General features: G+C 65.9%; 17 protein-coding genes. 9 read left to right on the top strand and 8 right to left on the bottom strand.

Annotated elements, in window-relative coordinates:
* Window positions 1–96 precede the first annotated feature (96 nt).
* The gene (locus GVL61_RS10640; RefSeq protein WP_200844743.1) at window positions 97–1644 is read left to right on the top strand and encodes a nucleoside hydrolase-like domain-containing protein; all 1548 of its coding nucleotides are present in this window, start codon (window positions 97–99) and stop codon (window positions 1642–1644) included.
* A 279-nt stretch (window positions 1645–1923) separates the two neighbouring features.
* On the opposite strand, the gene GVL61_RS10635 is transcribed toward GVL61_RS10640, so the two are convergent.
* From GVL61_RS10635 to GVL61_RS10620, 4 genes are all read right to left on the bottom strand, one after another.
* Complete coding sequence (locus GVL61_RS10635; RefSeq protein ID WP_159979717.1) at window positions 1924–2778, bottom strand: Cof-type HAD-IIB family hydrolase; 855 nt, start codon at window positions 2776–2778, stop codon at window positions 1924–1926.
* Window positions 2779–2954: 176 nt separating this feature from the next.
* Complete coding sequence (locus GVL61_RS10630) at window positions 2955–3641, bottom strand: HAMP domain-containing sensor histidine kinase (protein WP_159979715.1); 687 nt, start codon at window positions 3639–3641, stop codon at window positions 2955–2957.
* A gap of 8 nt (window positions 3642–3649) precedes the next feature.
* Window positions 3650–4714 carry an efflux RND transporter permease subunit gene (locus tag GVL61_RS10625; protein ID WP_200844742.1) on the bottom strand — a complete coding sequence of 355 codons (1065 nt, stop codon included), beginning with the start codon at window positions 4712–4714 and terminating at the stop codon, window positions 3650–3652.
* Window positions 4714–5577 carry an efflux RND transporter periplasmic adaptor subunit gene (locus tag GVL61_RS10620; protein ID WP_235037631.1) on the bottom strand — a complete coding sequence of 288 codons (864 nt, stop codon included), beginning with the start codon at window positions 5575–5577 and terminating at the stop codon, window positions 4714–4716. Before GVL61_RS10620 ends, GVL61_RS10625 begins: the two co-directional genes overlap by 1 nt.
* Window positions 5578–5881: 304 nt before the next feature.
* On the opposite strand from GVL61_RS10620, the gene GVL61_RS10615 reads away from it, so the two are divergent.
* The 5 genes from GVL61_RS10615 to GVL61_RS10595 all read left to right on the top strand — a co-directional run bounded on the left by GVL61_RS10615 (window position 5882) and on the right by GVL61_RS10595 (window position 12944).
* Entirely contained in the window at window positions 5882–6391 is a 510-nt protein-coding gene (locus GVL61_RS10615; RefSeq protein WP_235037630.1) for a sigma-70 family RNA polymerase sigma factor, read from the top strand.
* Window positions 6384–7358: a FecR domain-containing protein gene (locus GVL61_RS10610; RefSeq protein ID WP_159979713.1), complete on the top strand. Its 975-nt coding sequence runs from the start codon at window positions 6384–6386 to the stop codon at window positions 7356–7358. The genes GVL61_RS10615 and GVL61_RS10610 overlap by 8 nt, the downstream gene beginning before the upstream one ends.
* A 75-nt stretch (window positions 7359–7433) precedes the next feature.
* Window positions 7434–9812, top strand: coding sequence for a TonB-dependent siderophore receptor (locus GVL61_RS10605; protein ID WP_159979711.1), 2379 nt, complete (start codon window positions 7434–7436; stop codon window positions 9810–9812).
* A gap of 20 nt (window positions 9813–9832) precedes the next feature.
* The gene (locus GVL61_RS10600) at window positions 9833–10708 is read left to right on the top strand and encodes an alpha/beta hydrolase (protein WP_200844741.1); all 876 of its coding nucleotides are present in this window, start codon (window positions 9833–9835) and stop codon (window positions 10706–10708) included.
* A gap of 148 nt (window positions 10709–10856) precedes the next feature.
* The gene (locus tag GVL61_RS10595; protein ID WP_159979709.1) at window positions 10857–12944 is read left to right on the top strand and encodes a phosphocholine-specific phospholipase C; all 2088 of its coding nucleotides are present in this window, start codon (window positions 10857–10859) and stop codon (window positions 12942–12944) included.
* Window positions 12945–12976: 32 nt separating this feature from the next.
* On the opposite strand, the gene GVL61_RS10590 is transcribed toward GVL61_RS10595, so the two are convergent.
* Window positions 12977–15130 carry a phosphocholine-specific phospholipase C gene (locus GVL61_RS10590; RefSeq protein WP_159979707.1) on the bottom strand — a complete coding sequence of 718 codons (2154 nt, stop codon included), beginning with the start codon at window positions 15128–15130 and terminating at the stop codon, window positions 12977–12979.
* A gap of 169 nt (window positions 15131–15299) precedes the next feature.
* On the opposite strand from GVL61_RS10590, the gene GVL61_RS10585 reads away from it, so the two are divergent.
* The 3 genes from GVL61_RS10585 (at window position 15300) to GVL61_RS10575 (ending at window position 19761) form a co-directional block, all read left to right on the top strand.
* Entirely contained in the window at window positions 15300–15845 is a 546-nt protein-coding gene (locus GVL61_RS10585; protein WP_235037629.1) for a phosphohydrolase, read from the top strand.
* A 248-nt stretch (window positions 15846–16093) separates the two neighbouring features.
* Window positions 16094–18904, top strand: a complete 2811-nt coding sequence (locus tag GVL61_RS10580; protein WP_159979703.1) for a TonB-dependent receptor — start codon at window positions 16094–16096, stop codon at window positions 18902–18904.
* A gap of 95 nt (window positions 18905–18999) precedes the next feature.
* Entirely contained in the window at window positions 19000–19761 is a 762-nt protein-coding gene (locus GVL61_RS10575; protein WP_159979701.1) for a UTRA domain-containing protein, read from the top strand.
* A 22-nt stretch (window positions 19762–19783) separates the two neighbouring features.
* Here GVL61_RS10575 and phnX read toward each other — a convergent pair whose 3' ends face one another.
* From phnX to GVL61_RS10560, 3 genes are read right to left on the bottom strand one after another with little or no spacing between them, the layout of a single operon-like run.
* Complete coding sequence (gene phnX / locus GVL61_RS10570) at window positions 19784–20569, bottom strand: phosphonoacetaldehyde hydrolase (protein WP_159979699.1); 786 nt, start codon at window positions 20567–20569, stop codon at window positions 19784–19786.
* Window positions 20554–21699, bottom strand: coding sequence for a TIGR03364 family FAD-dependent oxidoreductase (locus GVL61_RS10565; protein WP_159979697.1), 1146 nt, complete (start codon window positions 21697–21699; stop codon window positions 20554–20556). Before GVL61_RS10565 ends, phnX begins: the two co-directional genes overlap by 16 nt.
* On the bottom strand, window positions 21692–22975 hold the full coding sequence (locus GVL61_RS10560) for a DUF5690 family protein (protein ID WP_159979695.1): 1284 nt from the start codon (window positions 22973–22975) through the stop codon (window positions 21692–21694). Before GVL61_RS10560 ends, GVL61_RS10565 begins: the two co-directional genes overlap by 8 nt.
* Between the last annotated feature and the right edge of the window lie 467 nt (window positions 22976–23442).

The following is a 23442-nucleotide window of genomic DNA, read 5'->3' as shown; positions in this document are numbered from 1 at the left end:
ACAAGGGATCCAGTCCTTCGGGACCGGATCCCTTTTTCATGTCGGCGCCCGGCCCTGCCGGCACTCTCCTGAAACCCGAAAAAGGAGCAAGACCGCTTGCCCTCCTGCCATGACACCCTTCGCCCCGGCCCGCTTTCGCGCATTGCCCTGCCTGCATTCGCCGCCTTCCTGATGGCGGCTTGTCCGGCGCCTGCACTGGCCGCGCCGCTGCCTGCCGACCATCTCGATATGGCAGAGGGCAAACCCCGGCTCTTCGTTCTCAGCGACATCGGCAATGAGCCGGACGACCAGATGTCACTGGTGCGGCTGCTGCTCTATTCGAACGAGATAGACATCGAGGGGCTGGTCGCCACCACTTCGACCTTCCAGAAATCCGTCATCCATCCCGAGACGATCCGCGCCATCGTAACCGATTTCGGCAAAGTCCGCCCGCGCCTGCTGGACAATGCGCCCGGCTGGCCGACCGCGCAGGCGCTTGCAGCAACCATCGCCAGCGGCCCCGCAGCCTACGGCATGGCCGCCATCGACGCCGCTTCACCCAGCGAAGGCGCGCGCAAGCTCATCGCCGCTGCCGACCGCGCCGATGCACGTCCACTCTGGGTGGATCTGTGGGGCGGCGCCAACGCGCTGGCCGATGCGCTGGCCCATGTCCGGGCCACGCGCAGCCCCGAGGAACTCGCCCGCTTCGTGGCGCGTCTCAGGGTCTATGCCATCTCCGACCAGGATGACGCCGGGCCTTCGATCCGCCGCGAATTCCCGGACCTGTTCTGGATCGGCTCCCCTTCGACACCCGATTCCGGCGATTTCGCCAAGGCGACCTGGACCGGCATCAGCGGTGACAAGTATTACCTAAACGGTGAAGGCGCGGATTTTACCACGGTCACCAACGAATGGCTCGGCGTGCATATCCGCAAAGGACCTCTGGGCGCTCATTATCCGCGCTACTGGTTCATCATGGAGGGTGATACTCCCGCCTTTCTGGGCCTCATCGACAACGGACTGGAAGCGCGCCGCTCGCCTTCGTGGGGCGGATGGGGCGGCCGCTACGTGATGCGTCAGCCTTATGGCGAGAACCGCTTGCTGTGGACCCAGGGCGGCGACATGTTCTACCGCGCCGCCTCGCAGGACACCGTGGAAGGCGTGGACGGCCGCACCCACACATCGGACCAGGCGACAATCTGGCGCTGGCGGACCGCATTCCAGAACGACTTCGCCGCGCGCATGGACTGGACCATCAAGCCCTTCGCGCAGGCCAACCACGCCCCGCGCATCGCCATCGACGGCAGCGTGGGCACCGGCGTCGTCGAGCGCACCGTGCACAAAGGCGAAGTCCTGCACCTCGACGCAGGCGCCAGCACCGATCCCGACGGGCAAGAGCTGACCTACCATTGGTTCCTCTACAACGAGGCAGGCGTGAAAAACGGAGAACGACCTGCCGACCTCACGCTGTCCGGGGCCTCAGGCGCAAACGTAGTCATTACCGCGCGGGATACCTGCACCGCGGGCTGGCTGCCCGATCTGGCACCGCCCTGCCCGGCCAGCGGCAAGGCGCATGTCATCCTCTCCGTCACGGATAGCGGCAGCCCCGCGATCACCCGCTACCGGCGCGTGATCGTGACTGTCACCCAGGATAAGGCTCGGTAAAACGGTGTGCTCAGGGCCGGCGGTCCCGCCCTGAACGCAGCCACCACCAATTTTCGGGGCGGAAAATCGAACGTATCGCACAACCATTTATGAAAAGCATTTCATCGTCTGCTGCGGCAATTTATTCGACCTCGCCACTTTTCCCGGAAGACGCGGAAGAAAGGAATTACCGACTATCCTGAAAAGACGGCGCGGCACGCTGTCAGGCGCAAAAATGTAACGATTACATAAAGAGCAACTATCGACGCCAAGCCGATCCGAAAGCATCCTGAAGGACCGTCACCAGCCCGGCAGAACGTACCGCGCGATCGCCGCCGCCACGCCGTTTTCGTCGGCGCTGGCAGTGCTGTACACGGCCTGAGACTTCACCGCGTCACTGGCCTGCCCCATCGCGATCGACATGCCGGCCCGCGCGAACATCGGCAGGTCATTCATCTGATCCCCGATCACCGCAACGGCATCAAGCGAAATGCCAAAGGCCGCCGCCAGCCGCGCAACGCCGTCGCCCTTGTTCGCCCCGGCGGCAGTGATATCGAGGTAATAGGGTTGCGAACGGGCAACCGTGGCACGATCGCCGACCAGCGCTAAGGCTTCGCTTTCAAGCCGCGCGATGACAGCATGGTCGTCGCTGACGCCGACGATCTTGTCGACCAGCGCCAGCCGCCCCCGAAAGTCTCCAACAAAGGTCGGCTCGATCCCGGCGGACTTCACCTCCCGCTCGGTATGGGGGTCGGCGATGTCGGTCGAAAACCACTGCCCCTCGGCAAAGACCCAGCAGGTAATTCCGGCTTCCAGCACGAGCCCGACCATAGCCTCAGCGACCTCCGGCTCCAGACTGCGATGCACGATGACTGTGCCGTCGCTGTCGAACAGAGTTCCGCCATTGAAAGCCCCGAACGGACCGGCAAGGCAAAGCTCGCGCACGATCCAGAGGATGCCCGACGGCGGCCGGGCACTGATGAGGCTCACCGGCATCCCCGCCTCGGTGAGCGTCTTCACCGCGGCGACCGTCGCCGGCGCGAGGGTCTTGTCCGACCGCACCAGAGTACCGTCGATGTCGGATATGAAAAGCCCGATCGAATGGGTCGAAGAGTGTTCCCGGTGCGCGGCACCGTCTTGCCGGTCATCGCTCATTACAGAAACTCCACAAGACGGCCGAAGCCGCGTCCTCCATCACCGCGCGAAGGCACGCAGAAATCATCGTAATCGGCAATTGGTAAGCCTCAATGGGCCAGTTCACGATCCTTGGCCAGATTGAACCCCTCCTAAAACCTTCTCCTGCAAATGAGCGAACCGAGATCGACCGAATGTCAATGTGCAGGCCCGTGCCCCGGCGTCGAGCGCGCCCGATCCTCGTCCGGTATCCCCGGCCCATCGTCGAGAATGCCCAAGACGATGCCGCGCGCACCTGCCTTGGCACTCAGCGAGATCATCTTGCCCTCGGGCGTGTGTCGAAGGCAGTTGTCGAGCAGGTTGGCGACCGCCTGGCTCATGAGCCTGCGGTCCCCCGCGACCGCAAGACCAGGTTCGATCCGCGTATCGAGGTGCCTTCCGCTATCCTCCATATCCGGCCGGTAGCTCTCCGCCATCTGCTCGACCAAGGCGGAAAGATCGAGCAAATGGAGCGGTAGCCGGTCGGACAATCCCTCCACTTTTGCGATCCTCAGCAGCGCGGTGAATATCTCCAGCAATTCGGCGGCCTGTCCGCGCGCTTTCTCGATCTCTGCCGTGCGGGCCGCCGGTTCCGCTTCCCCGGCTGCCCTTTCCAGGCTGCTGCAAAGGCGTGTCAGCCGCGTGCGCAAATCGTGCGCGACATCGCTCGACACCTGCCGCAGGCTTTCCATAAGCCCTTCGATACGATCAAGCATACGATTGAGCGTCCCGGCGAGGCGGTTGAACTCGCTATCCGAACCGTCGCGCGGCACGCGGCGAGACAGGTCGCCGGCGATGATCGTCTGTGCCGTGGCGTCGATCCCTTCGAGACGCCGGCGCGTCATCCACCCGATCAGCCCGGCCGCAGCACCTCGCCCGCGACCAGCAGGCAGCCGATCAGCAAGGCGCGCGTGAGGTTGTGGATCGAGCGTTCGATGAACGTCGCGGGCCGGAAGATCGTGGTGTCGACGTTTACGTCCGTAAGCCCCGGCTTAAGCTCGGCCAGCGCGGCCTCGACCGTGCGGGTGAGTTCGAGGGTGTTGGCGGTCGGCTGCTTCTCGACGATCAGCATGATGCCGGGCACGTCATCGATGATGGCGTTGCCGATGGGCGGGGCATGGCCATCCACCACGCGGGCGACGTCGCCGATGCGCACGGGGGCCTCGCCGCACTGCTTGACGATGGCCTGCGCCAGATCGCTCGCACCCTGCGCCATGCCCGCCTGCTGCACCGCCAAGCGCTGGTTGGGCGTGTCGATGAAACCCCCGCCGCCGACCAGCACCGCGTCCCCTGCAGCGGCGCGCACTTCGGCCAGCGTGACGCCCGCCACGCGCAGGCGGTCGGGATCGACGAGCACCTGCAACTGCCGGTCGCGCTGTCCCCATACGGCGACGTTAGCGACGCCCGGCACCGCCATCAGGCGCGGCCGGATGGTCCAGCGCACCAGTTCGGACAGCTTCATCTGGTCGAGCCGGGCCGAAGTCAGCCCGATCTTCATCGCCCGGCTGGTGGAGGAAAGCGGCGGCATCAACACCGGCTGGCGTGCGGCCAGCGGCAGACGCGCCTGCACCTGCGCCACGCGTTCACCCACCATCTGACGTGCGCGCAGGACATCGTTACCCCGCTCGAACAGTATCTGCACCGAAGACAGACCCAGCACCGATTTGGAGCGCAGCGTCATCAGATCGGGCACGCCGTTCAACGCCGTCTCGATCGGCACGGTGACAAGGCTCTCCACTTCCTCGGTCGAAAGGCCGGGCGCCTCGGTCTGGATTTCGACCATCGGCGGCGCGAATTCGGGGAACACGTCGAGCGGCACATCGCGCCCGGCGCGCACGCCCAGCACCACGAGCAATGCCGCTACCGCCAGCACGAACACGCGCTGGACGAGCGCGAAGCGGACCAGTCCTGCCAGCATTAGTGTGCTGCTCCGAACTCGGTGCCGAACAGTTCGGCAGCGCCCACAGTGACCACCTCGGCCCCTTGTGCAAGGCCGCGCGCAAGCAGGGCCTTTCCACCACTTTCAGATGCGACCGCCACGCGCTGGCGCACATAAGTGTTAGGCGCGGTCTTCTGATAGACCCAGTCGCCGCCGTAGACATCGCGCACCAGGGCGGACGAGGGCACGACAAGCCCCTCCGTCCGCCCGCTCATCGGCAAGTCCACGGCGACCCGCTGGCCCACCCGGTAAGCCCGGTCGCGATTAGGGAGGCTGTAGTAAAGGTCCACCGTGCCTGACGCCGCATTGGCCGAGGGCGGCGCCTGCACCGGACGCGCCTCCCGCGAGGCCCCGCCCTGCCCCAGCGGCCTGACGGTCACTGCCCCGCCGCGCTGCACCGCATCGAGATCGCTGCCGAACACCGAGACGCGCACCCACACCGTCGCCTGCCCATTCATCGCCGCGATCGACGGGCCAAGTAACTGGCGCTGCCGCCGCGCCACGCCCAGCGCGGCATCGGCTGCCGCCGCCGCTGCCGCTGCCTCATCACGGGCGCGGACGCTGCCGGCTTCCTCGCGGACCAGTGCCTCGGACCGGCCCAATGCGATGCGGGTAAGGCGGGCCTGCGCCGAGGCACGGGCTACTTCGCCGTCGGCCGCCGCCTGCTGCGCGCCCATCTGCTGAAGGTTGGCAAGTGAGCCTGTCGGCACCCCGCCCGCACCGCTGGGCGGCACCACGATCTCGCCGGAAGCCTGCCGGATCGTACCGGCCGTACCACCAGCTACGCGTGCCGTGACGACACCCAGACGTGACTGAGCCGCCGGAGTCAGCGTCAGCTTCAACAGCTCGCCCTCATGAGCAATCAGTTCCGCATGGGCCGGGGGGCGGCGGGCTTCGACCCGGTTTCGCTGCAGCCAGCCACGATGACGGGCAGTACAATGAGGGATATCTTGCGCATCGGGCCTGCTTACCCGGCCATCATTGGGCGCCGTTTGAACGCACTATACAATTTCCCAATGTGGTCGCTTTTTTCACGTCCGATCCCTTCACCGCTCAGGGGCCATGACGGCCGGACGGAAACTGCGTTGCTAATAGTTCGCATTAGTGTAGGCGGTTTGCCGAGTTGCATTGTGGTCGGGAGGTTGGGTGAGCACTGTCGCGCGGGACATATCCCGGATCGATCGGCTCTATGACAGCCACTGGCTCTGGCTGCGGGACTGGCTTTCGCCCCAGACACGCTGCCGCACCCGCGCCGAGGATCTTGCCCAGGATACCTTCTGCCGTCTGCTGGAGCGCGCGCCCGGCGAACCCTTGCGCGATGCCCGCAGCTATCTGGCGAAAGTGGCCCGGCGCCTACTGATCGACGACGTGCGGCGCGGCAAGGTGGAGCAGGCGATCATGGCCGCCATCGCCGAAGAAGACCTTGTAAACGCCGTGACGCCGGAGCGGATCGTCATGGCCTCGCAGATGCTCACCGCGCTGATGCGCGTCCTCGACAGCCTTTCGAAGCCTGCCCGCGATACCTTCATCCTGCGGCGCATCGAAGGGCTGGAGCAGCACGAAATCGCCGAGCGCCTTGGTATTTCGATCAGTTCGGTGCGCCGCTATACCGCGCAGGCCTATGTGCAGTGCCATGCCGTCGCCAGCCTTGACTGAGGCATCCGCCAGGATCGTTGCCGAGGCGGCAGACTGGGCCGCGCTGCTCGATTCCCAATCGGCCAGCGCGGCGCAGCACACGGCCTTCCGCCGATGGCGCGATGCCGATCCCGCTCACCGCGAGACGATCGAGCGCATGTTGGCCTGCGCCCCCGCAGCCGGTGTTTCGCGGCTGGAACGGCGCGCACTGGACCGGCTGCTAGGGGCCGAACCGGAGGCCGGGCGGCGGCGGCTCATGGGCGGCGCGGCGCTGGCCCTTCTGCTGGCAGGCCTTGGCGGCGTGGCAGGCTGGCGCAGCGACGGCGTGCAGGATCGTTTCCCCGACTATCAGGTGGCGGTAGGCGGCCTGCGCAGCGCCGATCTGGCCGATGGCAGCACCCTGACCGTCGACAGCGGCAGCGCGGTGCGTACCGATGTGGCCGGGCGCTCAAGGAACATCCGCCTTCTTCGCGGGCGAGTGCTGGCCCATGTCGCGCACGACCCGGCGCGGCCTTTCGTGGTCGAGACGCCGGACGGCACCGCCACCGCACTGGGCACCGCCTTCACCGTCAGCCGCGAACAGGAGGGCACGCTGGTCGAAGTCGCCGCCTCTCGGGTGCGGGCCTGCGCGGCAGGCGGCGCCCCGTGCCGCGACCTCGGCCCCGGAGGCCGCGCGCTTATCGCCGGGGGCCGAGTTTCGGCGCTACGCTCCGCGCCTGCCGCCGGGATCGGCCAATGGGCCAGCGGCTGGCTGGAGGTGGACGATCAGGAAGTGTCCAGCGTGGTCGACGCCCTCAACCGCTATCGCACCGTACCGATCCGGCACGACGCCGCCGCGCTGGCCGGTATCCGGGTGACCGGCAGCTATCCCCTTGCCGATCAGGACCGCACGCTGAAGGCCATCGGGCGCACTCCGGGCGCCGCGATCGTGCAGGACGGCGACGGTGCATGGCGGCTCATCCGCCGCCGCGGCCCGCAGCGTCCATAAAATATCGCAGGCGCCTGAACAGTCCCGCCGACCTCGCTCGTCTCAAAGGCAAGACCAGCACAATGAGGCACAGCAATGACCCGGTTCCCGACTTCCATTTCCTGCATTGCCGTCGCCGTGGCCATTCTGGCGCCCGGCATCGCGGCTGCGCAGACCAATAACGCGCAGGCCGCCGACGCCCCGCGCGCCATCGCGATCGAAAGCGGGCCGCTGGGCGCGGCCATCGCACGGCTGGGGCGGCAGGCAGGCGTGGTGATCGTGGCCGATCCCGTGATGCTGCGCGGGCGTAGCACACCGGGCGTACGCGGCCGCTTCACCCCGGCCGAGGCACTGGCCCGGCTGCTGGCCGGCACCGGCCTTTCCGCCCGCCCCGATGGCGACGGCGGGTTCACGCTGGTCGGCGGCGCTCAGAGCGCATCCGCCGAGGGCGCGGCGGCGGCGAGCGACATCACCGTGCTGGGCAACCGCGCGGTGACCGCCACCAAGACCGACACCAAGCTCACCGAAACGCCGCAGTCTATCAGCGCCATCACCGGCGAACAGATCGCCGCGCGCGGCGCCATCGGCCTGCAGGAAGCGCTGCGCTATACGCCCGGCCTGCGCACCGAACCCAACGGCGTCGACAACCGCTGGGATTATGTCACCGCGCGCGGCGGCTTTCCCGCGGCGCAGTTCGTCGATGGCATGAAACGCGCCGATATCTCGGCCGCGCCGCGCACCGATGTCTATACCTTCGAGCGGGTCGAGGTCCTGCGCGGGCCGTCCTCCGTGCTGTACGGACAGGGCGCCGCAGGCGGCATCATCAACACGATCACCAAGCGCCCGGAATTCAAGACCGCCGGCGAAGTGGCAGTCCAGTACGGCACTTTCGACCGCAAGCAGGCGCAAGTCGACGTAACCGGCGCGCTGGATGCGAACGGCACCGTGGCCGCCCGCTTCGTGGGCGTGGTGCGCGATTCAGGCAATCAGGTGGATTTCGGCCGGGATGACCGCATCGCCGTTGCCCCCTCCATCCGCTTCCAGCCGGACGAGAACACCGACATCACCCTGCTGGGCCTCTACCAGCGCGACAAGGCCGCTGCGATTTCCGCCTATGTGCCGGTGGTCGCCAGCGTCAACGCGCCTGCGGGGCGGCGGCTTTCGCGCAGCGCCTTCCTTGGCGAGCCCGGCCACGATTATTACGACACCGAGGAAAAGAGCGCCACGCTGCTGGTGTCGCATCGTTTTTCGGACGCCATCCGTTACAGCGGCGCGGTCCGGTACAGCCGGTACAAATCGGACAACGGGACGGTCAATCTCTCCGTCTGGAGCGGGCTGGAGGACCCCTTCATCGACGCCGACAACCGCCAGATCGACCGCACGGTGTTCGATTTTCGCAGCCGCGTGAAGATGCTCACCACCGACCACAACCTGACCTTCGACTTCGCGACCGGCCCGTTCGAGCACAAGGTGCTGGTGGGCATCGACTACCTGCGCAGCTCGGCTCGCACCGACTATGCCTTCGGCACCGCCGGGCCGATCGACATCTATGCGCCCGTCTATACCGGCGTCGAGATGGGCGCATTCGATCCCCAGCCGCGCCAGGTCGCCAGCCAGCTTGGCATCTACGTGCAGGACCAGATCCGCTATGCCGACCGCGTAACGCTGGTACTGGGCGCGCGGCGCGACCGGGCCAAGACGGTGAACGAAGGCGTCGACCGGCAGGTGGATACCGTCACCACCTTCCGCGCCGGCCTGATCGGCGACCTCGGCAATGGCATCGCGCCTTACGTCAGCTATTCGGAATCGTTCCAGCCGACCCTCGGCCTCAATGTCTACGGAGAGGCTTACCTGCCCCAGCGCGGCACCCAGTACGAAGTGGGCGTGAAGTGGCAGCCGACCCCGGCCATCCTCGCCTCGATCGCGGCCTTCGACGTAAAGGGCACTAACCGGCTGCAGACCGACCCGACCAACGTCAACAACCAGATCCAGCAGGGCGAGGTGAAGTCGAAGGGCATCGAGGTCGAAGCCGCATGGACGGTAGCCCGCGACTTCACGCTCTCCGCCTCCTACGCCTATGTCGACGCCGAGATCAGCAAGGCCACCGACCCGTTGGAGACCGGCGCCCCCATCCCCACGGTGGCAAAGCACTCGGCCGGTATCTGGGGTGAAAAGAGCCTCGATCTGGGCGGCGACATGGGCCTGAGGCTGGGCGGCGGCGTGCGCTATGTCGGGCCCACCAACGAACTGGCGGTCTATCAGGACGATGCGGGCGGCAGCGTGGTGGATACCCAGCGGACCCCGGGCTATACGCTGGTGGATGCCTTGCTGGCGCTCGACTGGAAACAGTGGTCGCTTTCGGTCAATGCGACGAACCTGTTCGACAAGACCTATTATTCGAGCTGTTCGGTGCGTTCGGCTTGCGGCACCGGCTATGCCCGCACCGTGATCGGCACGCTGGGCTACAGGTTCTGATCGGGCGAATGGAGACACGCATGACTTTCCATCCTTTCGCAGCCATCCGCCGCACGATTGCACAGGCTCGACGGGTCATGCCCGCGCTGGCGGCGGCGTTGCTCGGACTTACCGGCCCGGCTTTGGCGGCGCCGGTACAGATGCCCGGCACCCAGGAACTGGCGCTGAAATCGCAGCAGGGCGCGCAATACCGTATCTGGATCAGCGAACCGTCCGGCCCCGTGCCCTATACCGGCGGTTACCGCGTGCTCTACGTCCTGGACGGCAATGCCTTTTTCGGCACCTTTCACGATGCCAAGCGCCTGCAGGACGACTTTGCCGATACGATCATCGTCGCAGTAGGCTATCCCACCGACAAGCCGCATGATTTCAACCGTCGCGCCTACGATCTGACGCCCCCAGCCCCCGGCGCGAAGCCGCCGCAGGGCGGGCAGGACGAACTGCTGGATTTCCTCGAAAAAACCCTGAAGCCCGCCATCGCCGCGCGGTATAAGATCGATAGCCAGCAGGAGAGCCTGTTCGGGCACAGCTTCGGCGGCATGTTCGCGCTTTACGCGATGTACACCCGCCCGGCCCTGTTCGACCACTACGTCGCGGCAAGCCCCACCCTGTGGTGGGCGAACCGCTACCTGCTCCCGCCCGAACGCGCCTTCGTGGGCCGGGTGGAGCGCGGCGAGGTGGACGTGCGCCACACCAGCCTGATGCTCGCTGCCGGAGACGTGGAGCCGGCGCAGGAAGTGCAGGATGTGACCGCGCTGGAGAAACGCCTGCAGCCGCTGTCGGCCTACGGCCTGCGCACTTCGCTGCGCATCCAACCGGGCGAGGATCATATGTCGATGACACCTTCGATCGCGGCGCAGGTACTGCGCGAGGTCTTCACCGCGCGGACGCAATGATCCGTAAAGGCAGGTCGCGCGCGCAAAGCGGCGACCTGCCTTTACGGCTATCTCACGAATGAAACAGAAGTGCCCTAGCGGTGCCGGTTTGAAGTGAACGAAAGGGCACCTCGGCGCTCTTTCGAACAGCAGCTTACGGACAGGCACCATGATCCCCACGCAGAACCGCCGCAGTTTCATCCGCTCCATGATGGCGGCGGGTGGCGGCGCTGGCGCGTTCCTGCCCGCAATCGCGCGCGCACTGGAAATCCCGGCCGACCGCCGCAGCGGCACCATCGCCGATGTCGCGCATGTCGTCATCCTGACTCAGGAAAACCGCGCCTTCGATCACTATTTCGGAACGATGCGCGGGGTCCACGGCTATAGCGACCGCTTCGCCGTGCCCGCCCCGCCCTTGCCGCAGGCCCCGCGCCGTACCGTGCTGGTCCAGCCGAACGAGAAGGAAGGCGAGGCGCCTGCCCTGCTGGCCCCATTCCGGCTCGACACCCCGGCAGATTTCCGGCTCTACCGCCCGCTCGGCACGCCGCACGGCTTCACCGACAGCCAGGCCGCGTGGGATAACGGCCGCATGGGCGAATGGCCGCGCCACAAGCGCAACCACGCCATGGCGCACTTCACACGGGAGGACATGCCCTTCCAGTACGCGCTGGCCGAGGCCTTCACGATCTGCGACACCTATCACTGCGCACTGCATCTCAGCACCAATCCGAACCGCCTCTACCTGTGGACCGGCAGCCATGACGCCATGGCCCGCAACCACGGCCCGGCGATCGACAACGGCTACGACGCGCTGACGCAGGACCCGCGCGGCCACGGCGGCTACACCTGGACTACCTACCCGGAGCGGTTGATGGCGGCGGGGATCGACTTCCAGATCTACCAGGACATGGATGACAACTTCACCGACAACCCTCTGGTCGGCTTCAAACGCTACCGCGAGGCGGACCGCGCCGCGCAGGGGGCGCTGGCCGAACTGGCGCGCCGCACGGTCAAGACCTGCCCGCTGACCCGCTTCACCGCCGATGCCGCCGCAGGCAAACTGCCGCCGGTTTCCTGGATCGTCGGCCCGGCGGCAACCACCGAGCATCCCAGCGCATCCACCCCGCTGCAAGGGGCCGACTACATCGCACAGATTCTCGACGCGCTGACCGCGAACCCCGAAGTCTGGGCGCGCACCGTGTTCATCATCAATTTCGACGAGAACGACGGCCTGTTCGACCACGTACCGCCGCCGGCCCCACCCGCGCGCATGGGCGCGGCATCACTGGGAGGCACCACGATCCCCGCCGACGACGAATACCACACCCATTCGCAGGACGCCGAAGACGCCGTGTTCCTCGGCCGCCCTTACGGGCTGGGCCCGCGCGTGCCGCTCTACGCGATCTCGCCGTGGAGCAAGGGCGGCTACGTCTCGTCCGAAGTGTTCGACCACACCAGCGTCATCCGCTTTCTCGAAGCGCGCTTCGGCGTGGCCGAGCCGAACATCAGCGCCTGGCGCCGCGCGGTCTGCGGTGACCTTACCAGCTGCTTCGACTTCGCTCACCCCGACCGCGCCGATTTCCTCGCCGCCCTGCCGCGGACACGGGCCCTGTCCGAGCGGGCCGCGACGCTGAAAGGCGTTGCCCCGCCGCTGCCTGCGGCCCTCACCGCCCCGGTGCAGGAGACCGGCCTGCGCCGCCGGAGGCCCACGCCCTATGCCATCGACGCATGGCTGACGCCGGGCGATGCGGGTCCGTCCCTGATCTTCGCCAATGCCGGGACGACGCGCGCTGCGGTGTTCCACCTCTACGACATGGACCGACTGGACGGACCGCCCGCGCGCTATACCGTCGGCGCCCGGCAAACCCTGCAGGGCGCTCCCCTGAAGGACGGCTGCGACCTGTTTCTGGTCGGCCCCAACGGCTTTCACCGCCGCCTGAAGGGCAGCCCCCGCCATTTTTCCGCCCGGCTGGAAATGCGGGGCAAAGTGGCGGAACTGGTGGTCGGCAACCTTTCGGGTGAACCTCTGCGGATCGCGTTGACGGACAAGTCCTATGGCCGCCCCGTTCGCACGGTCGCAGTGAAACCCCGTGAAACCAAGCGCCTGCCTCTGGACCTGTCCCATAGTCACGGCTGGTACGACCTCGAGCTTTACGTACCTACGCAATCATGGCGGATGGCGGGCCATGTCGAGGACGGCAAAGCCTCTTTCTCCGACCCCGCAGCGGGCGGCACGGGACCGCTGGCCATCAAATAACCAGCGGCCTCACCGCGGCGCCCGCAAAGCCCTCAGCCCAGCAGCCGCATCTCCCCGATGCCCGGATCGGTGCGTCCCTGCCTGCCGTTCTCGACCTTCCCGGCGAAGCGGCGCAGGAACCGGATATCGCCGTCTATCGAAACGCTCAGATCGTACCAGTTGTCACTTGCCTGCAGCGTCCAAAGGTCTTTCACTTGCTGGCCCGGAGCGATCGTCACCCGGCGCGACCGCTGGCCGCTTATGGGATAGGCCGCGTCCATAACGGCAGTCACGGTCACTGACCTCTCGCCCCGGTTCAGCATCCGCAGTTCCACCCCGTCCATCCCCGGCAGATCGGCGCAGAGCAGTTCCACCGATGTGGCCGCGCCGCCCAGTTCCCCGGCATAGCGCCGCCAGAAACCGTTCGGCCCGCGCAAGGTCAGGTCATAGCCGTCCAGCGGCTGGCCCTCGTGCCACTGCTCGCTAGTGAATTGGTCTCCGGCGCCGATGGTATAGTGCCATGGCTCCTGCCGGTCGCTGTTATCATGGACGGTGAAGGCTGCCCCGGCGGAGCCGTGGTTGGCCATGACAATCTGGAAACGCCCTTCGTCGGAGACACGCCCGTCCACGGTGAAGCGATAGGGCAGCGGCCGGTGACCGCGCTGGCCGGGCATCTGCGCCGTGGGCTGCTGCCGGGCCGGAATGGCATTGGCCGTCCCCGCCGCCGAGCGGGCGACACGCGCGCGAAAATCGGCGGTGGAGGGCAGCGGCCGCCCCGGCGGACCGGAGGCAGCGCCGGCGAAATCGAACACGGAGCCCAAGTCCCCGCAGACCGCCCGGCGCCAAGCGCTGATGTTCGGTTCAGCCACACCAAAACGCCGCTCCATAAAGCGCAACACCGAAGTGTGGTCGAACAGTTCGGAGCAGACATTGCCACCTTTGCTCCACGGCGAAACCACGATGGCCGGTGTACGAATGCCCAGTCCCACCGGGTGCCGCCCGGCGATCTGCCCCGGCTTGCCGCCGCCATAATCCTTGGCCTCGCCGTCCAACGGCACCGTGCTGTGGCCCCGGTAATCACCCACCGGCGCGACCGGCGGCGGCATGTGGTCGTAAAAGCCGCCGGCTTCGTCGTAATTGAGGATGAAGACGGTCTTGGCAAACATCTGCGGATTGTCGATCAGCGCCTCGATCAGTCCGGCGACCACATGCTCACCTTTCGAGGGTTCTGCCGCGGGATGTTCCGACAGGTCGGCGGCGGTGACGATCCAGGACACCTGCGGCAACGAGCCCGTCTCCACATCGCGGCGAAAGGCGGTGACCAGCTGTTCGCCGTCGGACCGGGTGCGGTCGGCGCCCTGCGCGTTTTCGCTGACCCACGAACGGCCCCGCCGGTAAAGCTGCGATGCCTTGTCGCAGGGCCGGAAGGCAGGGAAGACCGACAGCAGGTTGTCGCCGAAGTTATCGTATTCCTGATAGACTTTCCAGCTGACGCCCGCCGCCTCCAGCCGCTCGGCATAAGTGGTCCAGCGGTAGGCGTCCGGGCGCAGGGGCCGGTCGGTCGCCATGTCGGCGCTGGGAGTTTCATCCTCGCCGTAATTCTGCATTTCGGGATCGCCGCCCACGCCGCCGCCGCCGTTGCACCCGGTGAACAGGTGCATGCGGTTGGGGTAGGTCTGCGTCATCGTCGAACAGTGGTAGGCATCGCAAACAGTGAAGGCATCCGCCAGCGCGTAATAGAAGGGCAGGTCGCCCGCGCCATAGTGCAACATGCGGTTGTGCAGTTCGCCGGTATGACCCCAGCGATCGTAGCGGCCCCGGTCGAAGATGTGCATGTTCTCGACGTGCGACTGGTCCGCGCCGTCGACAAGGAAGGACCGGCTCGTCTTTGAATCGCCGTGGAACGGCATCACATAGCCGTCGGGATGCTGCTTGGAGGGCTGCGACCATACCGTGCGGCCGCCCGGCAGGCGCAGCGGGCGCGGATCGCCCAGCCCCCGCACCCCGTTGAGCATGCCGAAGTAGTGATCGAACGAGCGGTTTTCCTGCATGCAGACCACGACGTGCTCCACGTCCATGATCGTGCTCGTCCGGCCCGACGCGGCGATAGCCAGCGCGCGGTCGATCAACCCGGTCATCGACAGCGCCGAAGCTGCGCCGGCGCCGCCTGCCATACGCAGAAACTGCCGCCTGCTGTTTCCTTCCATTCACGGTCCCTTTCCCGAACTTTTTCCGAAGACGGAATCTGTCGTCTTCAAGACATAATTCTGGTATAGTCCAGAATCGCTACATATTGACGACAGTTCTTCACGGCATAAGGGCCCACGCCGGGCTGGCCGCTCTGGAAGAACACAGACGGATCGAATGGGACCAGCTATGAGCGCCGACATCATCGACACTATATTCTGTATTTTCAACGATATGGGCCATGTCCACTACGGCGAGGACATCACCCAGATGCAGCACGTGCTGCAATGCGGGCAGTTGGCCCAGATGGATGGCGCCAGCGCCTCTCTCGTCGCGGCGGCCCTCATGCACGATATCGGGCAATTCCTCGACGGAGCCGGAGATGCTGCCGAACAGCAAGGGATCGACGCGCGCCACGAAGTGTCCGGCGCGGCTTTCCTGGCGCCCCACTTCCCGCCTGCGGTCACCCGGCCGATCTTGCTGCATGTTGCAGCCAAGCGTTATCTCTGCGCCGTGGAACCGGGCTATACCGAAGCGCTAAGCCGGGCCTCGATCCTGAGCCTGGGAATGCAGGGCGGCCCCATGAATGCGGCGCAACAGGCGGAATTTCTGCGCGACCCTCACTTTACGGACGCCATCGCCCTTCGCCGCTACGACGATCACGGCAAGCGCCCGCAGTGGGATGTCCCGGACCTGGAAAGTTATCGCCCGCTGCTGGAATCGGTGCGTCTCTAGGCCCCGCAGCAAGACCGGCGCGCAATAGTTCACCCGCCTCCACAAACTACCCCTGACGGAAAAAACGCCGCGAGGACAGAGCCTGTCACGGAGATGTAATTCCAAACTGGTTTATACCAGTTGACCGAGGGAACTGAGTCGATGCCGCACGCGAAGCCGTGCGCCTCCCCCAGTTCCCTGGCCTGCAGGCTGGATCAATGCCGATCCGCGTCGCGGGCGGTCGATCGGGATTTCACGGGGAGTACGTTATGGGCAAGTCAAGGACCGCGCGGCGCCGACAGGTATCGCTATCGATTTCAGTCGCAGCGCTGGCGCTGGTTGCAGGCAGCATCGCGCCGTCGGCATATGCCGAGGAAGAACCCGCCGACAATATCGTCGTCACCGGCCAGCGCCTGAGCGCCACGGCGGCGATCGACGCCAAGCGCAAGGCCGAAAACGTCGTCGATATCATCTCGGCCGACAACCTGGGCAAGCTGCCCGATGCCAACGTGGCGGATGCCCTGGCGCGCCTGCCGGGGGTCTCCGTCATCGTCAACCAAGACACCGGCGAGGGCGAATATGTGTCCATTCGCGGCCTCTCGGGCACGTATAACGCGGTCTACATCAACGGTGTCCGCGTGGCTCAGACCAATGTCGACAGCCGCGACGTCTCGCTTACCGTGCTTCCGCCCAACGGCCTTGCCGAAATCCGCGTCACCAAGACGCTGACGCCGGACCAGGACGGCGACGGCATCGGCGGCAGTATCGATTTCCGCACGCCCACCGCGTTCGATTTCAAGGACGACACCACCTTGCGGCTCTATGCCAACGGCGGCTTCAACCAGCAGGCCCGCGACGCCAAGGAGGACTCGGCCAACTATCAGGGCCAGGTCGATTTCGGCCGCCGCTTCGCCGACGACCGCTTCGGCGTGTTCGTATCCGCCAACTACGGCATTTCTCACGGCAACGGCCAGGAAACCGAGAACGACGGCGAGTGGGAACCATACAACTGGCGCAAGAACAGCGAGGAGGAGATCGATACGAGCAACATGCACCTGCCCGGCATCGACCTCGACTATCGCCGCCTCAAACAGACTCGTTTCGGCGGCAACGCATCGTTCGACTATCGCGGCGACACCACGCAGCTTTATCTGCGCGGTCAGTATTCGCGCCAGGAACAGCGCGGCACCAACGACGTAACCGACTACCGCAACCGACCGACCGCGCGCCTGACGCAGGTGAACGAGGACGACACCAGCCTGCTCCAGCCGGACAAGGCCGTGGTCGGCAAGGATGCCGTCAAGGGCAACATCTATAGCTACACCGCCGCGCAGATCGTCGACGCCGACGGCGACGGGTTGATCACCGACGCAGATGCCGGCGACACCGGCTACTGGTCGCTCAATGGCCGGTCGGGCGTCTGGAGCCCGCAGCAGTTCCAGTTCGCCCGCAATTTCAGCACGATCGACATGAACCAGACGCTTTACACTGCCAATCTGGGCGGCAGGAGCGACCTGGGCCGCCTGCATCTGGACTACGACGTCAGCTATTCCGGGGGCGAGCGTTCGACCCCGCAAAGCTACTCGATCGGCTATAACTGCGACAAGTGCGCCTATCCGCTGACCGCCACCGGCATCGACTGGGTATCGGCCGACCCGCGTTTTCCGATGGCCGGCCTGCCCGCCTATGCCCGGAACGTAGAGCGGGACTCCTCGCTGTTGCCCTTCAGCGGCGCCAGCGCATCGCGTGACAGGCAGACCGACAAGCGCATCGCCGCCAAGCTGGACGCGCGCTACGACTTCGACGGTATCCTCGACTACGTGAAGTTCGGCGGCAAGTTCATGCAGTCCAAACGCCAGTACGACTACACCCCGCTGTACGACGGCGACCTGACCGGCACATCGCTCGACGGGCTGAACCTTGCGGAGTCCGGCCTCGTCCAAAAGGAAGTGACGAGCATCCTGGGCGGCAAATACTACTACGGCGACGTGTTTGACCGCAGCGCCGTGGTCAGCGCCGTCCAGGCCGCGATGGGCGCCAATCCCGCCGGCATCGACCCCGTCGACCTGCTTGCCGACGACAAGCGCGGCACCGAGCGGGTGTACGCGGGCTATGCGCTAACCCACTTCACCATGGACGAGCTCTCGATCATCGCCGGCGCCCGCGTGGAGCACCGCGAGACCCACAACGTCTTCTGGTCATCCGACGGCGACGACAGCGGCTTCGACAGCACCGACCGCTCCTACACGATGTTCCTGCCAAGCCTCACCGCGATCTGGCGCCGGGGCGACAAGCAGGTCTACCGCGCCGCGATCTGGACCGGCTATTCGCCGCCGGAATATGGCTATGTCTCGGGCGGGCAAACCGTTTCGCGCGATGAGAACAACGAGATCGTCGCGATCAGCCGCGGTAACCCGGACCTGAAGGCGGCGCAGTCGATCAACGCCGACCTTTCCGCTGAATTCTACCCCGATGCCACCAGCATCCTTTCAGCCGGGCTCTATTACAAGCACATCAAGAACTTCATCTTTACCAATGGCAGCCAGGTGGATGCGCCCACCCAGAACGGCAGCATCGAGATCACCCAGCCGCAGAACGGCGAGACGGCCGAAATCTACGGCATCGAACTCAACATGGTGAAGACCCTGCAGGGACTCGACTCGCCGTTCGACGGCTTCGGCATCGAGGGCAACGTGACGGTCCAGCACAGCAGCGCCGAAACCGGCCTGCCCTACCGCGAGGGCAAACCCATCCGCTTCGTCAACACCCCCCACCTGCTTTATAATGCGGCGCTGACCTACCAGAAATACGGCGTGGAAATGAAGCTCTCGTACAACTACCGCGGCAAGTACATCGAGGACCTGCGCGACAACGCCGTCGACAAATGGGTACAGCCCAACAAGAGCCTCGACTTCCATTCGCGCTACAACTTCACCAGCCACATGGCGATGGATTTCGACGTGGGCAATATCCTGGGCGGCTGGAAATACTACACCACCAAGGGCGACAACCCCAGCTACATGAAGGACTACATGGAGCCGGGCCGCACCTTCCAGCTGCGCGCCAGCTACATCTTCTGACGCATCTTCGATAGGAACCGCCAAAGCGTCGTCCGGCGGGGCCGGGCGGCGCTTTGCGCATTGACCCTCGTTTTTTCCTCCAGCATGGCTGTTTTATGCGCGCGAAGAACGACCTGTTGCAGTGGACCCGCTCTCCGGGCGCGGTGGAAGGGCCGCAATATCTGGCCCTGCGCGATCAGATCGCACTCAACATCGACATGGGCAAACTGGCTCCCGGCACCCGGCTGCCATCCGAGCGACAGATGCAGACCGGCACGGGCACCGCTCGCGGCACGATCCGCGAGGCGCTGTTCCAGCTCGAAGCGGAAGGACTGATCTATCGCCGCGATCGCAGCGGCTGGTACGTCTCGCCGCCTGCGGTCACGTACGACCCCATGCGATGGGCCGGGTTCATGACTTATGTACGCGAACAGGGACGCATGCCCAGCACGGAAACTCTGAAAAAGGAAACCGCGCCCGCGCCCTCCGCCGTCGCCGACATCTTCCGCGTATCGCCCGGCGCGCCGCTGCACGTAATCGATCGCCGCCGCCGGATCGACGACCGCGCCGTGCTGGTCGAACGGATCACCGTGGACCCGGCGCTGGCGCCGGACCTGCTGTCCCATTCGCTGGATGGATCGCTGACGAATATCCTCACCACGCATTACGGCGTGACGGTGACGCGCAATCGGGTCGACATGCGCCCCTGCGCACTCACCAAGGAAGTGGCCGACGCGCTGGGCGCAAAGTCGGGCACCCCCGGCCTGCTGGTAGTCCGCACCAGCTTCGACAGCCAGGGCCGGGTGGTCGAATACGACCAGGAATACTGGCGGCACGACGCGATCCGCGTGCACGTGGACCTCAGCGTCAGACCCTGAGCGCGCGCTGGCGGGGCCCGGCCTAACCGATCGGCAACTGCGCCAGCGCCTCGGGCAAGTCGGCAACGCTGTCGATGACCACATGCGCGCCTGCCTTCAGCAGCACGCTGCGGGCAGTTTCGATACGCTGCGCGCGGTCCTGCGGGGCTAGCGCCGCAAGCGCCTGCTCGGACAGACCCACGCCGTTGCCGCTGGCCGCCACACCAACCGTCCACGCGCCTGCCGCTCGGCCTTCGGCGATGCCCACGGCGGCATCGTCCACCTTAACGCAGGCGCTTGCCGGCCAGACACCCAGATCGACAAAGTTCTTCCACAGCATGAGCGGAGTAGGCCGCCCGGCCAGCGTGTCGCCCGCGCAGACCAACGCATCGGGCGCATAGCCTTGGGCTGCTGCCAGCGGCAGGATGTCGACCATCATCTGGCGCGTATAGCCCGTGCACGAACCGATCTTCACGCCGCCCGAACGCATCCGCGCCGCGATTTCGGCAGCGCCCGGTATCAGATCCGTGCACTCACGCGCAGAGGCCTGCATCATCGGCCCGATATCGGCGAACAACGCAGCGGAATCCGCTGGGGTCGGCGCCTGCCCGTGATGCAGTGTCCACGCCCGCCGCACCCGAGCACTGGCCAGCAGCGCATCGATATGATCGCTCTTGGCCATACCCATGTCGGCGCGCGCCTCGGCCTCGGTGATGGGAACACCGGCAGCCGCAAACAGCTTGCACAGAGCCACGACCGGCGCACGGCTGCCGAAATCGATCATCGTACCCGCCCAATCGAAGACGACGGCTTTCAGGCCTGGGTGCATGCCGGTTTCCTCTCGCTGTCTAACACTTCGCCGACGACATCTTCGGCCAACGCAAAGGCCGTCGACGCCCCGGTGCCGCTGGTCACCACGATAAGGCGCACTCCCGCCGCCACATCGCGCACGATGCTGTGGCTGGATGCGGATGCATAAGTGCCGGTCCAGCGTTCGATCACGGCAGGCGCCGGGCCCAGCACCGCCTCGTATTCCCGCAGGATCATCGCATCCACCGCCTCGCTGCCGAATGGATCGGGCGTCTGCGCATAGTCGTGGCTATCGCCCACGATCAGGCTGCCATCGGCGCCCTGAACCGCGATGAGGTGGATGCCTTGAGCCATTTCCTCGCCCTGCTCGGCGCGCAGCCGCAAATGCAGGGCCCGCGCCTCGGGCAGCGCGGCGTAACCCAGGTAACGCACCATGCTGAGATCGCTCATGACCGGAAACGGCAACGTCCACCCCGGCGCGGCGAGGCGCAGCATCTGAAGCTTGCAGCGGGTGATGCCCTCCTGCGCAAACAGCGCGGGATAAAGCGCGCCGCCATCGTCGCCGGGACACAGGAAGATCGTCTCGGCGCGGTACTCACCGTCGCTGCAATGCAGACGGCCGGGCTCGACGTGCCGGACGCTGACGCCGCGCCGAAAGCTGACGCCGTGCTCGGCCGCCAGCCACGCCGCCAGCAGCGGGATGGCGGTGCGAGATTCCACGCGCAGGTCATGCGGACTGCGCAGACCCGCCGCGACCGACCGCGCTGCCGGGCAATGGCTGCGTACTTGGGCAGGCGTCAGACGCTCGCACTGTCCGCCCATCTCGGTAGCGAGAAACGCATCGAGCACGGCCGCCGCCTCGGGTCGCCGGGCCAGGAGCAAAAGGCCTTCCTGTTCGATACGGATGCCCGCCGGTCCCGCGATTTCGCGCCAGATTTCGGAACTGCGCCGGGCTCGTTCCCACACCCTGCCGCGTTCCTGCCCGGTGACGGTCACGAAGCCGAAGTTGCGGATGGAAGCGCCGTTCGCCTGCGCGTCGCGGTCGATCACCACCACACGCCTGCCGCGCCGCGCCGCCGCCAGGGCATGGGCCAGCCCGACGATCCCGGCGCCGACGACGATGACGTCCTGCTCCGGCGTGTCACGCATGAACAGACACGCCCAGGCTTTGGCTTCGTTGTAGGAAATAGAAGCCCGAAAGGCAGGTCAGCACCGACACCAGCACCGCCGTGATGTAGAGGCAGTCGATATAGAAAGGCAGCCAGTTCATCGCCGGCGCGCCCAGGCTGCGGTAGAGCAACAGGGCAACGCTGCCGGCATAGCCCGAACTGTCGGCGACATAGATCAGGAATCCGGCATTGCCCGCGCGGCCGAGCGCCGCGATCATACGGTCAAACAGCATCGCGTTGAACGGGGTATAGGCCAGATAGAGACCGGCTCCGGTCAGGACCATCCAGCCCAGCGGCGGCAACAGGCCCGCCTGAAACGCCACCGTCGAAAGCCCCAGCACCAACGCTCCCAGCAGGATCACCCCGTGCATAGCCAGCAGCGCCCGCATGTTGTCACGCACCAGCATGAGGGCGCCGAGGCCAGTCAAGGCGATGATCGCTACCGGCAGCTCGCTTTGCGAAAAGACCGAGGCGACATGGCCCAGTCCCATCGCGCTCCATATCTCCACCGCGAAATTGTCCCGGAAATCGCGCACCGCCGTCAGCAGCACGTAACCGGCTATCAGCAGCAGCATCGGCACGCCATGCTCGCGCAGGAAGGCGGCGCGGTCTGCCTTGCGCATCGGCACCCGCACCGTGCGCTCGGCCTCGTCGCGTGCATCGGGCGGGGGGAGGCGTTCCAACATCCACAGCGACACAAGCAGAATCGGGATGAAGACCAGTCCTGTAGCGGCGGGCATCCAGTACTCGCTGATCCCGGACTGCATAAGCATCGCAGCAACCGACTTCACTACGCCGGAAGAGAGGATGAAGCTGGCGCAGAGCATCGCACCCAGCATCTCGGAAGCGCGGCGCCCCTCGACATAGCTGAACACCAGCCCCCAGATCATGCCCAGCGGCAAGCCGTTGAGGAACAGGCACAGCACTCCCCAACCGGGCGGCAGCAGCGCGAAGGCGATCAGCGCCAGCCACGATATGCCGATCAGCCCCAGGATGGCCCAGGCCCTGCCCTTGCGGCCGAATTCGGCGATCACCTTGATCCCGATCAGCTTGGATACTGCATAGCCCAGCACCTGCGCGATCAGCAGGCCGGTTTTATAGTCGATGCCGAAAAACGTCAGGCCGGTGTCACCGAACGTCGCCGCCGCAAACGGCTTGCGGAAGGCATACATCGCGAAATAGGCGGCAAACGCAGCCACCCCACCCATAGCCAAGGGGAACGGTCGGATGCGGTGAGCGGGCTGTAGATCTGACATGGGGCCGTGTCGTTGTTGCCCAAACTGGTATGTACCAGTTTTACGTCAGATTGATGACCACCCGTAATTTACCCACGATCCGAGCGAAACCTGACGGACGTTCGCGTGTTCAGGAAAGAGAGAACCGGCACGACGGAAACACTGCCTGATCGGGAGCCTGAAAAGTGGATACGAATACACAGGACCGCAGCCTGGGCGGAGGTCTCGAACCGCGAGCGAAGGGGCCCCTCCCCGCTCGCCGTTCAACCGAGGCGGCGCGCGCGCATGATCAAGAGGCGGTCCGCGGCGAGCCGGCGCAAATGCCGGAACGCTTGCTGCGCGATGCAGCGCGGGCTGCGGGATCGTTTCAAAGGTCCGTACTAGGACATCTGGATCATCAGGACTGGCGCAGCCGGGTCAATGCCGACGGACAGCGGCTGATGGACGTGCTTGCGGAAATGGGGTTTTGCCCTGACGCCGCGAAACCC

It is taken from the genome of Novosphingobium sp. 18050 (assembly GCF_902706195.1).
Lineage (GTDB): Bacteria > Pseudomonadota > Alphaproteobacteria > Sphingomonadales > Sphingomonadaceae > Novosphingobium.
This window is presented reverse-complemented; position numbering and strand designations above follow the sequence as displayed.